Source organism: bacterium SCSIO 12741, assembly GCA_024398055.1.
Classification (GTDB): domain Bacteria; phylum Bacteroidota; class Bacteroidia; order Flavobacteriales_G; family Salibacteraceae; genus SCSIO-12741.
Genome location: CP073749.1, coordinates 1,684,485 through 1,698,495 on the forward strand (window position 1 = coordinate 1,684,485; position 14,011 = coordinate 1,698,495).

Here is a 14,011-nt window from a genome sequence, read left to right on the forward strand (position 1 = left end):
TTATGTCGTTTTTTTCCAGGTGTAGTTATACAGGATAAATTCTTCGTCCCGATCCAATTCTATGAGCTCAACTCGGATGCCACGGCCTTCGAAAAAACGCTCGGGAGTATCGGGTCCAAATAACTCATCAAACTTAGAATTTTTTTGAATGAGCAAGGTCCCGGAAAGGTTATTAGATCGGTCAAAAAAGTATTTAAAGGCATCCGGGTTAAAATCACCTTCCCATCCGCCAGGAATGAGTAAGATATTGTCGGGGTGCCATCCACTCGTAAAAGCCAGGTGATAGGTTTCTTCCCAGCCCATAAAATCCAGGATTAATCCATTGGGATTTTCTAATCTTTGGGCTTGAAGTTTTTGAACCCATGGACGCACTTTTCCGGATTTGAGTCTGGGAATCGCCGTGGTTTGTTCTAATCCCATTTCTCTAAAGTCGAAAAGAGCCTCACGAACCTCTTTAGGTTGGTTAATGAAGTTCTCTATTCGGAAGGACCGGAAACGGAAGGAGGCTGGAATATTGATGGCAATCAATAGGAATAGCAGACTATGGTTGATCCAGCGTTTTCCGGGAGCTTGGGTGAGAATTCCAATGAGTGGAGCCAGAAGCAACAACAGGATCGAAGTAAATCGATGTTGCATAAACATAGATCCGTTAATCACCTTTAGCATCCAAAGGACCAGGAAAACCAGGAGTGGAACCCACCAGATGAGTACTTCAAATCTCCACTTCTTTTTAAGCGTTAGGTAAACGCTCATAGCTATGAAAAAGAGCCCCAATATAGGTTGCACCAAGTAGGTGAGTGAAAGGGGAAAGAAAAGCCTACGTTTCCACCAGATGATTGGGTTTTTTTGAGCATCTGTGAGAGATTCATTCCACCAGGTTTGGTAGGGCGTAATACTATAAAGAGGATTGTTGTGAGCACTCCAATTGCCGGCCATCCAAATGAGTGGGAAAGAAGCGGCAATGAGTCCGAAAGACAGAGTTGATTTCCATCCTTTTTTCCAGAGAAGAAAGCCGGCGAACAAAGCCATGAGGATCCAGGCTTCGAATCGAAAACCCGAGGCGATGGTGAGAAAAAGACCTGCATAAAAAGCATCCTTTTCCTTTCCTTCGGAAGCCATCGCCCGTTGAAAATAATACATCGACCAGGCCGTAAACAAAGCAAAAGGAGGAAAGGATAAGCCTTGAAAGCTGTTGTGCAAAATAACCGGATTTGCCACCAGAAATAGAGCACAGGCCCACCCACCCACCCGACCATAAAGTCGAGATCCAAGCAAGTAAAGCGGAATAGCAGTCAATCCACTAATTACCGTTTGCAAAAAAGTAGAAGCCCAAACATGATCATCCGTGAGCCAAAAAACAGAACCAAATAGATAAAAGTGAAAAGGACCCCATACTCCTTCCGAAATCCAATCGGGATGGGCCGCCCATTGCTTGGCCAGAAATATACGAGACACGGCATCGGCATCCACGGTTTCGGCCCACGGCATCATTAACCAGCGCAGGCACAAAGCCACACAGGTGATTAGGAGTAGGTCTCTTTGGCGAGGGGTGTTAATCATTCGAAGCGACCTTGAATTGAATTCGTTAGACTAAGCGTAACGAAAAAATCAGGCCGGTCGTGTAGTACGCTGCTCGATTCTTTTCTCGTAGTTCTGTCCTTGGAAGATTCGTTGCACAAAAATCCCCGGTGTATGGATTTGATTTGGATCCAACTCACCAGCAGGAACAAGTTCTTCCACTTCAGCAACCGTAATTTTTCCGGCCATAGCCATCATCGGGTTAAAGTTTCTGGCCGTTGCTTTAAATACCAAGTTTCCGGCGGTGTCCCCTTTCCAGGCTTTTACAAAGGCAAAATCAGCAGTTAGTGCAGATTCCAGAATGTGTGGCTTTCCATCGAAAACCCGAACTTCTTTTCCTTCGGCCACTTCAGTTCCATAACCCGCAGGAGTGAAGAATGCAGGAATTCCAGCTCCACCCGCTCTGCAGCGTTCAGCCAAAGATCCTTGAGGAATCAAATCCACTTCCAATTCCCCGCTCAGCATCTGGCGTTCAAACTCGTCGTTTTCTCCCACATAGGATGAAATCATTTTTTTGATTTGGTGGTTTTGCAACAACAAGCCCAATCCAAAATCGTCTACACCAGCGTTGTTTGAAATACAGGTCACTCCCTTAATACCGCGTCTTACCAGTTCGGCGATCGAATTCTCGGGAATTCCGCATAAACCAAATCCACCCAACATAAAGGTCATGTCATCCTGCACGCCTTCCAGGGCCTCTTCTACGCTCGAAACAACTTTGTTCATTGCCATGGGAAATAATCAATTTAGGGTACCGCCCAAAGGTATGATAATCGACTAATAGATGGGCATGCCCTTGCGGAATACGGAGACCAAATGATTAACTCGAGAATGGAATGGACAGGATGAGTAAAATCCAAAATTGAACTTGTTAAATGGAAGTTCAATCCAAGATCAAATCTTCTTTAAGCCCCCATTTGCGGGGGATACTGAAATTAACCAATTGATAATCAGAACAGTCTTTTTAAAAATCTTATCTTTTTAACTCGATTGAGTACTGATCCTTGAACATGATTAAACTCATAATTGATGGATTTATATATCAGTTTATCAGGTGAATAGATGGTCTACATTTGGAAAGACGGTCCAAAACAGGTTATTAAAAAGAGGGCCGGTTCAAACATTATCAGTTTTACAAAATCTAGTATTATGATTAGAAGAATACGTGATTTGGTGTGTGTATCAAGTCTCATTCTTTGCGGCTGGATGCAACCCGCATTCGGTCAGGTAACACCACCAACAGAAATCAAATTAGAAGGTGAAATCAGACCCCGGGCAGAATACCGACATGGTTATGGAACGCTGGCCAATACCCATCAGGAAGGGGCCTTTTATGTTCAGCAACGAACGCGGTTGAATGCCGGAATTAAAATGTCGGATATAGAGGTTTACCTCAGTTTTCAAGATATACGGGTTTGGGGATCGCAACCTCAATTGGTGGATAATGATGGTGCATTAACAGCCATTCACCAGGCCTGGGGGATCATAAAATTACACCAGAAATGGGACCTCAAATTTGGTCGACAAGAAATTTCATACGACGACGAACGCTTATTTGGTGCCGTAAACTGGGCGCAGCAAGCTCGTAGTCATGACGCTTTGTTGCTGCGTTATCAAGACAGCACCTTCAAGGCTCACTTAGGGTTGGCCTACAACCAGGATGGCATTCGGTCAAACACCACCTTATATACTACCCGAAACAACTACAAAACCATGCAGTATTTGTGGTTGCATAAGGATTGGAAGAATTTGAATCTGAGTTTATTGGTTCTCAACAATGGAGTACAGGTTATTCCTGTGATTGGAAACCCATCCGTTAACTATGCTCAGACCTACGGAGGTCGGATCGGTTGGAAGAAAGGAAAACTTGCTGTGAATGGATCTGGTTATTATCAAGGAGGAGTAAATGGAGATACGCTAAGTAGTACTATGAATGCCTATCAGGCCAGCTTGGATGTAACTTACAAAGTGACCAAGAAACTTTCTGCCACTGGAGGATATGAAATGTTGAGTGGAAACAGCCAAGCTTCTGCTAACGGAGAAAACAATGCTTTTAATCCCTACTTCGGTACCAACCACAAATTCAATGGTTATATGGACTACTTCTATGTCGGAAACCACATTGGAAGTGTTGGACTGAACGATGGTTACCTGACAGCGGCCTGGAAAGAAAAAGGACCGAAGCAACTCAAGCTTGTATTGACTGGTCACGTATTCTACTCCAATGCCGATGTGGTGGATGCTCGAAGCCAAGCCATGGACAGCTATTTGGGTACGGAACTTGACTTTTCCGTAGGCCTAAAATTGACGAAGAACAGCAAGTTGAACTTTGGTTATTCTCACCTATTTGCCAGCGATACGATGGAAAGATTGAAGGGAGGAGACCGCAACGAAGTTCAGAATTGGGCCTGGGCCATGATTACCTTAAAACCTTCTTATACGTTCAAGCCAAAAATTAAATAGAATGCCCGTCAAGAGTTATCTCGCAATACCCGCTGCCGGAGGAAAAGATAAGCTCCTTCAGGAGTTGAATAACATGAAAGAATGTGATGCTTCTCCAGCAGACAACAAGGACGTGGTGGTTCTATTAACCGAAACGGAAAACGAAACGGAGGAAAAAGCCTTGCAACAAAAGTTGGAAGAAATGGACTCCATTAAGTTACTCACGCTGGTTTCAGCATTTAGTGAATAAAGAATTAGTCATGATGAATAAGCAACTTGACAGACGAGATTTTTTAAAGCGAATAGCTCGAGGTTCGGCGCTATTGGCGGCGGCATCCTTGTTTCCTGGAATCATTTTTCCGGAAGACCAGGTGATGAAAGAATTGCTGGGAGATGCGATCTCCTGGAAAAAGACTCCGTGTCGATTTTGCGGAGTAGGCTGTGGTCTTCTGGTTGGCTTATCGGATGGTAAGGCAGTAGCTGTAAAAGGTGACCCAGACAGTCCAGTAAACAAAGGATTGTGTTGCGTAAAAGGCTACCATTCCGTGATGGCCCTCTATGGCAAAGATCGATTGACCAAACCGCTTGTTAGAAAGAACGGAAAGTTGGTTGAAACCTCTATGGAGGAAGCTCTCGATCTCGTGGCCAGTAAAATGAAGCAGACCATTGCCGATCACGGAAAAGATGCCGTTTCTATCTACGGGTCTGGACAATGGACCATTCCCGACGGATATGTGGCTAACAAATTATTTAAAGGCGCCATTGGAACCAACAATGTAGAAGCCAACGCACGTGTGTGTATGGCTTCCGCTGTAACCGGGTTTTTAACCTCCTTTGGAATGGACGAACCCATGGGTTGCTACGAAGACATTAATCACGCCGATGTATTCGTGATGTGGGGAAACAACATGGCCGAAATGCACCCCGTTTTGTTCTCTCGGATGTTGGATCAGCGCTTGAACCGAAAGGGTGTTAAGATTATTGATCTTGCTACTCGAACAACCCGAACCAGCCATGCCTCTGACAGCTCCTTTTTGTTTAAACCTCAAACCGATTTGGCTATTGCCAATGCCATTTGTTATGAGATCATTGAAAATGGCTGGGTGAACGAGGAGTTTGTGCGTAATCACTGTGTATTTAAAAGTGGAAAAACCAACATCGGATATGGAGTAGAGGACAAATTCAAATTCAAGGATAAAGCGGAGGATGCCTCTTTTGATTCCTTCCGGGCTTTCTTACAGGATTATACCCCCGAAAAAGTGGCCAAGATTTCTGGAGTAAGCGTCATGGATATTAAGTACATGGCCTCTTTGTATGGAGATCCTAATCTCAAAGTGATGTCGCTTTGGTGTATGGGAATGAACCAACATACTCGAGGAACCTGGATTAACAATTTGGTGTATAACATTCACCTGCTTACCGGAAAGATTTCCACTCCTGGAAACAGCCCATTCTCCCTCACCGGACAGCCCAGTGCCTGTGGAACTGTACGTGAAGTAGGAACACTTACCCATAAGTTGCCTCACGGAGTGGTAATGAATGAAAAAGACCGTCAAATGGCGGCAGAAATCTGGCAGGTTCCGGTGGAAAATATTCCGAGTAAACCGACCTACCATACCGTGGAAATGTTCCGGGCTCTGGACCGTGGTGAAATCAAATTTATGTGGGTACAGGTAACCAATCCCATGGTAACCATACCCAAGTTGAAACGATATCGGGATGCCACCAAAAAGGAAGGTCGGTTTATTGTGGTTTCCGATGTATACCCAACACCTACAACCGACATAGCCGATGTGGTACTACCCTCTGCGATGTGGATTGAACGAGAAGGAATGTATGGAAACTCCGAAAGAAGAACCCAGCATTTTGATCAACTCGTAGATCCTCCCGGAGAAGCTATGAGCGATACCTGGCAGCTGATTGAGGTGGCCCATCGAATGGGTTATGAAAAGCTGTTTCCCTGGACTCCCGAAAATCATGTGGAAAAGATCTACAACGAATACACCCGCTTCCACGAAGGCAAAAAACATGGAATGGCACCCCTCGAAGTGCTGAAGTCTCAACCTGGGGCTCAATGGCCCTATGTAAATGGAAAGAGTACTCAATGGAGGTTCCATGCTAAATATGACCCTGCAGCCAAAGGTGATGGATTTGACTTTTACGGCAAGCCCGATGGTAAGGCCTGGATATGGATTCGACCTTACGAACCAGCGGCTGAATCTCCAGATTCGGAATACCCATTCTGGTTGAATACTGGTCGTGTGGTTGAGCACTGGCACACCGGATCCATGACCCGTAGAATTCCCGTGTTGCATCAAGCCGTTCCCAATGCCTATGTGGAACTACATCCGGCAGATGCCAAACGAATGGGCATTCACAACAAAGATTTGGTTCGAATTACTTCAAGGCGGGGAACCATAACTCTTCCAGCATCTGTGTATGGAAGGGGAGAGCCAACTGTGGGTCAGGTATTCGTTCCCTTTTTCGATGAGGGTTACCTTATCAACGAGCTCACTTTGGATGCTTTTTGCCCCATCTCCAAGGAGCCAGATTACAAGAAGTGTGCAGTAAAAATCGAGAAGGTATAACCATGCTTTACTTGGCAATAAATCGGCAATTATGAAAAAACGACTCTTTTTTATCGGTCTTTTCACGCTGGTCATGTTGGGAAGCATTCTGGTTTTCTTTTCGGCTCTCCAACAAGAGATGGAGGACGTACATGAAACGCCTCTGGAAACCGTGTTAACACCATCCCTTCAAGCAGACCGGGACGTGTTTTCTATATCCGAAAAGGCATTGGAATACAAAAATATGCCTGACGGAGATCGAAGCCTGAAAGACAATTATGCTCATCGGGCTTATCCAGGAGCACCACCTATTATTCCTCATGCCGTTTTTTCGGAGAACGAGGTGGGCGGAAAAACCTGCTTACAATGTCACAAAAACGGGGGCTATACTCCCGAGTTTGAAGCGTACGCACCGATTGCTCCACACCCCAATTTTACCAACTGCAGGCAATGCCATGTTCCCAAAACAACAGATGGAGAATTCAAACCCACCGAATGGGAAAAAACCGAGTTTCCAGAATTGCATCAAGCGGCTCTACCAGGGGCACCTCCGCCCATTCCGCACACCTTGCAGTTAAGGGGAAATTGCCTTTCCTGTCATGCTGGATCTGCGGCACCGGTGGAAATTCGAACCACACACCCTGAGCGAATCAATTGTCGCCAATGCCATGTGGCCGGGGAATCGTCCATGGAATTTTCCAGACCCGATGCGATGAATGCTCCAGTCATTCGTGATACGATGAGTGAACAGGGATTAAAAGAAAGGAAAGAGCTGATTCAATGGTTAGCTGATAAGGAACAAAAAACATCAAACGAATGAAAAAGTGGATCGTTCTATTAGTTCTCGTGTTGATGGTCGTTTTGATCGCCAAACTGGCTCCTCAGCTGAGCCATGGTTCAGGCCATCACGGAAGCCTGATTAAGGAAATTCAAAAAAACGATGAGGTACCCACTTACCATTTGGAGTACAACAGTCGTTTGGACACCTCCCTATTGGTTCGGGTGCACCCCAAACTTGCCGGAGTTCACCCCTTTTATACCGAAACCCGGGAAGATGGGTTAAATTCTTTTCCCTGCTCCAACTGCCACAGCGAATCTCTGGCCGAACTTCAAGCCAAACCCGATAAGCCTAAAAACTCACATTGGAACTTGAGCTTGCAACATGCTTCTTCGGAAACCATGGAATGCCTGACTTGCCACTCAGAATCCAACCTGGATGAATTGGTGACACTTACAGGTAAACCGCTCTCTATAAACCGAAGTTTTGAGCTTTGTGGGCAATGCCATTCCACCCAGTATAAAGATTGGCAGGGAGGAGCTCACGGCAAACAACTCAACGGCTGGGCGCCACCCCGGCTGGCTAAAACCTGTGTCGGTTGTCACAATCCCCACAATCCCTCTTTTCCAACCCGGTTACCGGCCCGATACAGTACTCAAAAATTGGAAGACAAATGACAAAACGGGAATGCTATGTTAATTGACTTACTCAGAGCCAAGCAAAGTATCCGATCCTTTTTTGCTTCGGAGATTGCTGAAACGAAAAAAGAATCCTGCGGATGTGGATCAAATTCCGGTGGATGTCAGGATCACAAGAAACCGGATGGCTACGATAATGTGTTGAATAAATCCGTAAGTCGGCGGAAGGCACTATCTACCATTACCCAAGGACTTATTGTGGGGGCAGGGCTCACTCAAACGGCTTGTAATATGGCCACTTCAACCGAATCTCGTGAAAAAACGAGTATGAAGTGGGACGAATACTTCAAGACCAACTACCGCTTGATGACGGATGAAGAGCGCGGCCAAACCGTAGACCGACTTCAAAAGCTTTATGAAATGCGAACTGGTAAAACGGTGAGCATTGGTACTGATGCCCCGGTTGAAAATGTGCTTTATGGGTACGCCTTCAATGTTTCCAAATGCCAGGGTTACATGGATTGTGTAAACGCTTGTGTGGAGGAAAACAACCAGGATAGAAGTACTCAAATGCAGTATATCCGGATTCATGAAATTGAAAATGGAAAAGTGAATTTTGATGGGGCAGATGACAACTTCTTTCACGAAGTTCCTGCTGCTGGTCACTTTTATATGGGCACCCAGTGTTTTCACTGTGAAAACGCTCCTTGTATCGAGGCATGTCCTGTGGGTGCAACCTGGCAGGAAGAAGATGGAATTGTGGTAATCGATTACGATTGGTGTATCGGCTGTCGCTATTGCATGGCTGCCTGTCCTTATGATGGAAGACGTTTTAACTGGAAGGAGCCCGAAATTCCTGAAGAAGAAATCAACCTGAAACAGCATTACCTGGGAAATCGCCCTCGGAAGAAAGGGGTGATGGAGAAATGTACCTTCTGTATTCAGCGAAGCCGAAGTGGTAAAAACCCAGCTTGTGTAGACGCCTGCCCAACAGGTGCACGGGTGTTTGGTAACCTATTAGACCCCAACAGTCAAATCAGATGGGTATTGGAGAACAAGAAGGTGTTTCGCTTAAAAGAGGAACTCGGAACCGAGCCTAAGTTTTGGTATTTCATGGATTAATCGAAAGTAGAAATGGAAGTTAAGATCATATTCAGATTTGTAAGAGACTGCCTCGATTCAGTCATACATGGAAACCGGGCCTACCACCTTTGGATGGCCTTGCTCACCTTTCTGGTTTTGATGGGCATGTATGCCTATACCGTTCAGCTGGACGAAGGGCTTCAGGCCACAGGAATGAACGATCGGATTAGCTGGGGGCTTTACATCTCCAACTTTACCTTTTTTGTTGGGGTAGCTGCGGCTGCTGTGATGCTTATTCTTCCCGCCTATGTGTTGAAGGATATGAACTTTAAGCAGGCTGTATTAATTGGAGAAGGGTTGGCTGTGGCAGCCTTATGCATGTGTTTGGCCTTTGTGGTGGTTGACCTTGGCGGGCCTGCTCGAGCCTGGCACTTGATTCCCGTTATTGGTTACTTCAACTGGCCCAATTCTATGTTGGCCTGGGATGTATTGGTGTTGAATGGCTATTTGTTTATCAATTTTTCCATTCCATGCTACATTCTTTACTGCCATTACAAGGGCATTGAGCCCAAAAAGAGCATCTACCTTCCAGGCGTCTTGATCTCCGTTTTTTGGGCTGTGGGAATCCATATGGTTACCGCATTTCTTTATGCCGGATTACCCGCTCGTCCGTTTTGGAACAACTCACTTTTGGGCCCTCGTTTTCTGGCCTCTGCTTTTGCAGCGGGACCTGCTTTGATTATTCTGGTTCTTGAGTTTGTTCGTAAGTACACCCGGTTTTCCATCGAGGACATTACCTTGAGAAAGATCTCCATGATTGTAACGGTGGCGGCTCAGATTAACCTGGTGATGCTTGGATCTGAATTGTTCAAGGAGTTTTACGCACCCACTCACCATAGCTTGAGTGCCCAATATCTCTTCTTTGGATTGGAAGGTCATGAGTCTTTGGTTCCTTGGGTATGGACCGGTATAGCCCTCAATTTAGTGGCAACCTTGATGCTTACGATCCGAATGTTTCGGCAAAATTTCAAAATGCTTTCTCTGGCTTGTGCCATGCTCTTTGTGGGTATTTGGATTGAAAAGGGTTTGGGCTTGATCATCCCAGGATTCATTCCCGGACCTTGGGGCAAAATTGTGGAGTATACCCCCACCTGGGTAGAACTTGTGGTTTGTGTAGGTGTGCTGGCTATGGGGGCTTTTATCTTCAGTGCCCTGGCAAAAATTGCTATCCGGATTGAAACCGGGCAGATGCTTCATCCATCGGTGACTAAAAAACCGCTTGAGAAGGTGGATTAGGATTGACAAATCTTAACCTTAAGGGCCGAGGGATAAGGCTTATTTTAGTGCTTTGAATTTTCATGTCAAGCGAGGCACGACCCATAAAAGTTTACCAGGAAGTTGATCCGGATAATACGGAACTATCCTTCGACCTTAAGCGAATGGAGGATATCTATGACCGCAATCAAGGCATTGCGGATGAACCTCACCGACACAATTTCTACATCGTTTTGCTGGTCAAAAAGGCAAGTGGCAAACACCTGGTTGATTTTAAGGAGTTTGATATGGGAGCCCATCAGATCTATTTTTTGTCCCCAGGGCAGGTCCATCAGCTCATCGCTACCAGTAGACCGGAAGGATATGCTATCGTTTTTTCTACCCAGTTCATGTTGGAAAGTGGCATCGAAAAGATCTTTATAGATGACCTGCACTTGTTTGAGGACTTTGGCAACCGACCCCCATTAAACCCTGGTCAAGAAGGGTTCCAAGAGATTTGGGATTTTGCCCATAAAATCCACCAGGTACAAGGCGAAAACCACGCTTTGAAATACGCCGAGATTGGGTCCTGGCTAAAATTGCTGCTCATCCGGTGCAATCAACGGTGTTTAAACGATTCGCAGGATAATCCACAAAAAGCCCAGGCATCCTTCACGCTATTGCGGAACTTAAAGGGATTACTTGAAAACCACTTCAAGGAATGGCACCAGGTAAAAGAGTATGCCCAAGCCATGAACGTGACTCCGGATTACCTGAATACCTCAGTTAAGTCACTGACGGGTAAATCAGCCAAGGAACACATACAATCCAGGATCACGGTAGCAGCCAAACGAATGCTCTATTTTACCGAATTGAGCAACAAAGAAATCAGCTACGAATTAGGATTCAGCGAGCCCGCAAACTTCAGTTCCTTTTTTAAAAAGTGTACCGGAATAAGCCCTTCTTCTTTCCGGCAAAAAAGATAACCCCGGATTTTGATAAGCCCACCCGGAATTTTGATAAGCTCCATTCAACCCTAAGTGGGGAACTTTGTTCTATCGTTAAATCGCATCGTTATGGAACGTAAAGAATTTCTCAAAAAGACCTTATTAGCCGGAGCTGCTGGAGCCATTGCACCCGCCATGCTTCAGGCCAAAAATGTACGCTTGAAAAACTCCGATTACGACCAGATGATGAAACAGGTAGGGTTTAATCACCTACCCAATGAGGAGGACAAAACCATGAATACGGTATTACACAAAGCTGAAACAAGAGGCCATGCCAACCATGGCTGGCTCGATACACACCATACATTTAGTTTCGCCAATTACTACAACCCTGAGCGGATGCACTTTGGTGTATTGCGGGTATTAAATGATGATCGAGTAGAAGCTGGACGAGGGTTTGGAACCCATCCGCATGATAACATGGAAATCATCTCCATTCCCCTGGAAGGAGACCTGGAGCATAAAGACAGCATGGGAAACACCGCTGTTATTCGCCAGGGAGATGTTCAGGTGATGAGTGCTGGGACAGGTATTTTTCACAGTGAATACAACAAGAATGCAAACCAGGCGGTTAAGTTTCTACAGATCTGGGTATTTCCGAACAAAAAGGACGTAACCCCTCGCTACGATCAAATCTCCATCCGAGATATTGCTAAGCCAAATAGTTTTTACCAGGTACTCTCTCCCGATCCGAATGACCAAGGGGTTTGGATTCACCAGGATGCGTGGTTTAGCCTGGCCAACCTCGATGCCGGAAAGAAAGCGAACTATACCCGAAAAAAGGAAGGTAACGGCCTTTACCTGTTCGTTCTTGAAGGCGAAGTGGAAGTGGCCGGTCAAAAACTGGCACCACGAGATGGTTTCGGAATAACCCAAGTAAATGAAATTGAAGTAAAAGCTGGAAGCACGGCCCGCGTACTGTTGATGGAAGTGCCCATGGCGATTTAAATAGTAAGCAATGAATTTAAATGAATCCCTAAAGTGGCGCTATGCCACCAAGAAATTTGACCCGAACAAAAAACTGTCTGACGAACAGGTAAATGAGCTTTGGGAAGCCATTCAATTGTCGGCCTCATCGTATGGACTGCAACCTTACAAAGTGCTTGACATTCGTGATGCAGAATTGCGTGAAAAACTAAAACCCATGTCCTGGGGACAGTCTCAGATTACGGATGCCTCGCACTTGTTTGTGTTTTGCGCCAATACCGATATGACTCCCGATATGGTAGATGAATTCGTACAGCGAATGGCCGATACCCGAGGAGTGTCCCTGGAGTCCATTTCTGGTTATGGTGACTTTGTTAAGAAGACTATTGAACCGAAGAGTTCAGAATTTCTTCAGGCCTGGAACACTCGTCAGGTATACATCGCCTTGGGTCAACTTCTGGTAGCAGCAGCAGCCATGGGTATTGATGCTTGCCCGATGGAAGGATTCGACGCTAGCCAGTACGATGAAGCATTAGGTTTAAAAGAGCAAGGATTGGCTTCTGTAGTGGTTGCTACTGTAGGATTCCGTTCAGAAGAGGACCAAGCCCAGCATTTGAAAAAAGTGCGCAAACCTTTGGCAGACCTGTTTGAAGTGAGGTGACTATTTCTTCTTCTTCTTTTTGTCTTCAATCCAGGCGACCAGTTGTTGCCCGGTAGCTGTGGCCACAATGCGGGTTACTACTGAGATGTTTTGATCTACTCCCACCTTTACCGTTTGGGTTTTGGTTTTACCTTTTTTGTTGACCACATCTCTTTCTTCGGTGATCCAGATTCCGTCAAACTGTCGGCCGAATTTGGTGTTGCCATAGACGTTCTCATGGAAAGGCCGGTAGATGGTTTTGCTTCCCTGGGCAGGGTTTCTAACATCAATGCTCGCCGATGATCGTTTGTAGAGGCCGCCGGCTGCAGATAGATTTATGCCAATGGTAAGGTAGGCGTCCATGCCCAGCTTGTCGAGGAAGTCGTCTTTTTCGTTGAAGAACTTGTTTCCGTTGAGAAAGAGGTCATTGAAAGGTAGCAAACGATATCCATCTGGAATAGCTGATTTGTTGCCGCTTAGTCCCCAGGATTTGATCTTTTCATCGATAATGGGTAACGAGGCGTTATAATACCAGTTTTTCTTTTCTTCGGTGTCCAGGTACTCATGGGGTTCGAGCAACTGAATACCCAGGGCTTCAAACTCCTTTTTAAGGGCAGCGATTTCTTGATCGTATAGAATTTGGGTAAGCACATTGACTTGGGCAGCCGATGCCTTGGTGGTGGTGCTGGTATTGAAGTAATAGCCGCTGGAAAAAGCGGTGTAGTTATCATCTTTGATGTAGAAACTGAGTAAGGCGACTTTCTTGGGAATTTGGTAATCACCTTCTGAGCAATACCCTTTTTTGATTTGCCAGTTTCTGATTTCATTTCGGCCCGGAGGCACAACGATGTACTTGCCTAATTTTTCAGGATTTTCGACCAGTTTTTGCAGGTCTTTTGACTGACTTTGAACAGGAGAGACAGGAGCGAAGACGAAAGTGAGAACGACGAGAGTCGTGGTCCCCGCTGAGGCTAAAATTGTTTTAATAAACTTCATAATTTCATGCATTTAGCTCAAAATTATCGGGGTGATACGCGGAGATCAATACGGTGATTCCTGTATTTTGAAGGTGCTGATTTACTGGTTTATTTGCTTTA

13 protein-coding genes are annotated in these 14,011 nt (G+C 45.5%); 10 read left to right on the forward strand and 3 right to left on the reverse strand.

Features of this window, described 5'->3' with window-relative positions; translation table 11 throughout:
- On the reverse strand, positions 1 to 1,560 hold the full coding sequence (locus tag KFE98_07195; GenBank protein ID UTW63915.1) for a glycosyltransferase family 39 protein: 1,560 nt from the start codon (positions 1,558 to 1,560) through the stop codon (positions 1 to 3).
- 48 nt (positions 1,561 to 1,608) lie between these two features.
- Positions 1,609 to 2,304, reverse strand: a complete 696-nt coding sequence (locus tag KFE98_07200) for a CoA transferase subunit A (protein ID UTW63916.1) — start codon at positions 2,302 to 2,304, stop codon at positions 1,609 to 1,611.
- A 423-nt stretch (positions 2,305 to 2,727) separates the two neighbouring features.
- Between KFE98_07200 and KFE98_07205 the strand changes: the two genes are divergently transcribed.
- The 10 genes from KFE98_07205 (at position 2,728) to KFE98_07250 (ending at position 12,935) form a co-directional block, all read left to right on the forward strand.
- A complete protein-coding gene (locus KFE98_07205) occupies positions 2,728 to 4,041 on the forward strand; it encodes an alginate export family protein (GenBank protein UTW63917.1) in 1,314 nt (437 codons plus the stop codon).
- A 1-nt stretch (position 4,042) separates the two neighbouring features.
- Positions 4,043 to 4,270, forward strand: coding sequence for a hypothetical protein (locus tag KFE98_07210; protein ID UTW63918.1), 228 nt, complete (start codon positions 4,043 to 4,045; stop codon positions 4,268 to 4,270).
- Positions 4,271 to 4,280: 10 nt separating this feature from the next.
- Entirely contained in the window at positions 4,281 to 6,608 is a 2,328-nt protein-coding gene (locus tag KFE98_07215) for a molybdopterin-dependent oxidoreductase (GenBank protein UTW63919.1), read from the forward strand.
- A gap of 31 nt (positions 6,609 to 6,639) precedes the next feature.
- Positions 6,640 to 7,407 (forward strand): cytochrome C, encoded by a 768-nt coding sequence (locus tag KFE98_07220; GenBank protein ID UTW63920.1) that lies wholly within the window; start codon positions 6,640 to 6,642, stop codon positions 7,405 to 7,407.
- A complete protein-coding gene (locus KFE98_07225) occupies positions 7,404 to 8,042 on the forward strand; it encodes a hypothetical protein (protein ID UTW63921.1) in 639 nt (212 codons plus the stop codon). The genes KFE98_07220 and KFE98_07225 overlap by 4 nt, the downstream gene beginning before the upstream one ends.
- A gap of 15 nt (positions 8,043 to 8,057) precedes the next feature.
- Positions 8,058 to 9,125, forward strand: coding sequence for a 4Fe-4S dicluster domain-containing protein (locus KFE98_07230; GenBank protein UTW63922.1), 1,068 nt, complete (start codon positions 8,058 to 8,060; stop codon positions 9,123 to 9,125).
- Between the two features lie 12 nt (positions 9,126 to 9,137).
- Positions 9,138 to 10,382 carry a polysulfide reductase NrfD gene (gene nrfD, locus KFE98_07235; GenBank protein UTW63923.1) on the forward strand — a complete coding sequence of 415 codons (1,245 nt, stop codon included), beginning with the start codon at positions 9,138 to 9,140 and terminating at the stop codon, positions 10,380 to 10,382.
- Between the two features lie 62 nt (positions 10,383 to 10,444).
- Positions 10,445 to 11,326: an AraC family transcriptional regulator gene (locus KFE98_07240; protein UTW63924.1), complete on the forward strand. Its 882-nt coding sequence runs from the start codon at positions 10,445 to 10,447 to the stop codon at positions 11,324 to 11,326.
- 90 nt (positions 11,327 to 11,416) lie between these two features.
- A complete protein-coding gene (locus tag KFE98_07245) occupies positions 11,417 to 12,295 on the forward strand; it encodes a pirin family protein (GenBank protein ID UTW63925.1) in 879 nt (292 codons plus the stop codon).
- A gap of 10 nt (positions 12,296 to 12,305) precedes the next feature.
- Positions 12,306 to 12,935, forward strand: a complete 630-nt coding sequence (locus KFE98_07250) for an NAD(P)H-dependent oxidoreductase (GenBank protein ID UTW63926.1) — start codon at positions 12,306 to 12,308, stop codon at positions 12,933 to 12,935.
- On the opposite strand, the gene KFE98_07255 is transcribed toward KFE98_07250, so the two are convergent.
- On the reverse strand, positions 12,936 to 13,910 hold the full coding sequence (locus KFE98_07255) for a hypothetical protein (GenBank protein ID UTW63927.1): 975 nt from the start codon (positions 13,908 to 13,910) through the stop codon (positions 12,936 to 12,938).
- Positions 13,911 to 14,011: the final 101 nt, after the last annotated feature.

Excerpts from the sequence above, each read along its gene's own strand:
- KFE98_07220 (UTW63920.1), top strand. The coding sequence starts at position 6,640 with ATGAAAAAACGACTCTTTTTTATCGGTCTTTTCACGCTGGTCATGTTG.
- KFE98_07205 (UTW63917.1), top strand. The coding sequence starts at position 2,728 with ATGATTAGAAGAATACGTGATTTGGTGTGTGTATCAAGTCTCATTCTT.
- nrfD (UTW63923.1), top strand. The coding sequence starts at position 9,138 with ATGGAAGTTAAGATCATATTCAGATTTGTAAGAGACTGCCTCGATTCA.
- KFE98_07245 (UTW63925.1), top strand. The coding sequence starts at position 11,417 with ATGGAACGTAAAGAATTTCTCAAAAAGACCTTATTAGCCGGAGCTGCT.
- KFE98_07215 (UTW63919.1), top strand. The coding sequence starts at position 4,281 with ATGATGAATAAGCAACTTGACAGACGAGATTTTTTAAAGCGAATAGCT.
- KFE98_07250 (UTW63926.1), top strand. The coding sequence starts at position 12,306 with ATGAATTTAAATGAATCCCTAAAGTGGCGCTATGCCACCAAGAAATTT.
- KFE98_07210 (UTW63918.1), top strand. The coding sequence starts at position 4,043 with ATGCCCGTCAAGAGTTATCTCGCAATACCCGCTGCCGGAGGAAAAGAT.
- KFE98_07200 (UTW63916.1), bottom strand. The coding sequence starts at position 2,304 with ATGAACAAAGTTGTTTCGAGCGTAGAAGAGGCCCTGGAAGGCGTGCAG.
- KFE98_07225 (UTW63921.1), top strand. The coding sequence starts at position 7,404 with ATGAAAAAGTGGATCGTTCTATTAGTTCTCGTGTTGATGGTCGTTTTG.
- KFE98_07195 (UTW63915.1), bottom strand. The coding sequence starts at position 1,560 with ATGATTAACACCCCTCGCCAAAGAGACCTACTCCTAATCACCTGTGTG.
- KFE98_07240 (UTW63924.1), top strand. The coding sequence starts at position 10,445 with ATGTCAAGCGAGGCACGACCCATAAAAGTTTACCAGGAAGTTGATCCG.
- KFE98_07230 (UTW63922.1), top strand. The coding sequence starts at position 8,058 with ATGTTAATTGACTTACTCAGAGCCAAGCAAAGTATCCGATCCTTTTTT.
- KFE98_07255 (UTW63927.1), bottom strand. The coding sequence starts at position 13,910 with ATGAAGTTTATTAAAACAATTTTAGCCTCAGCGGGGACCACGACTCTC.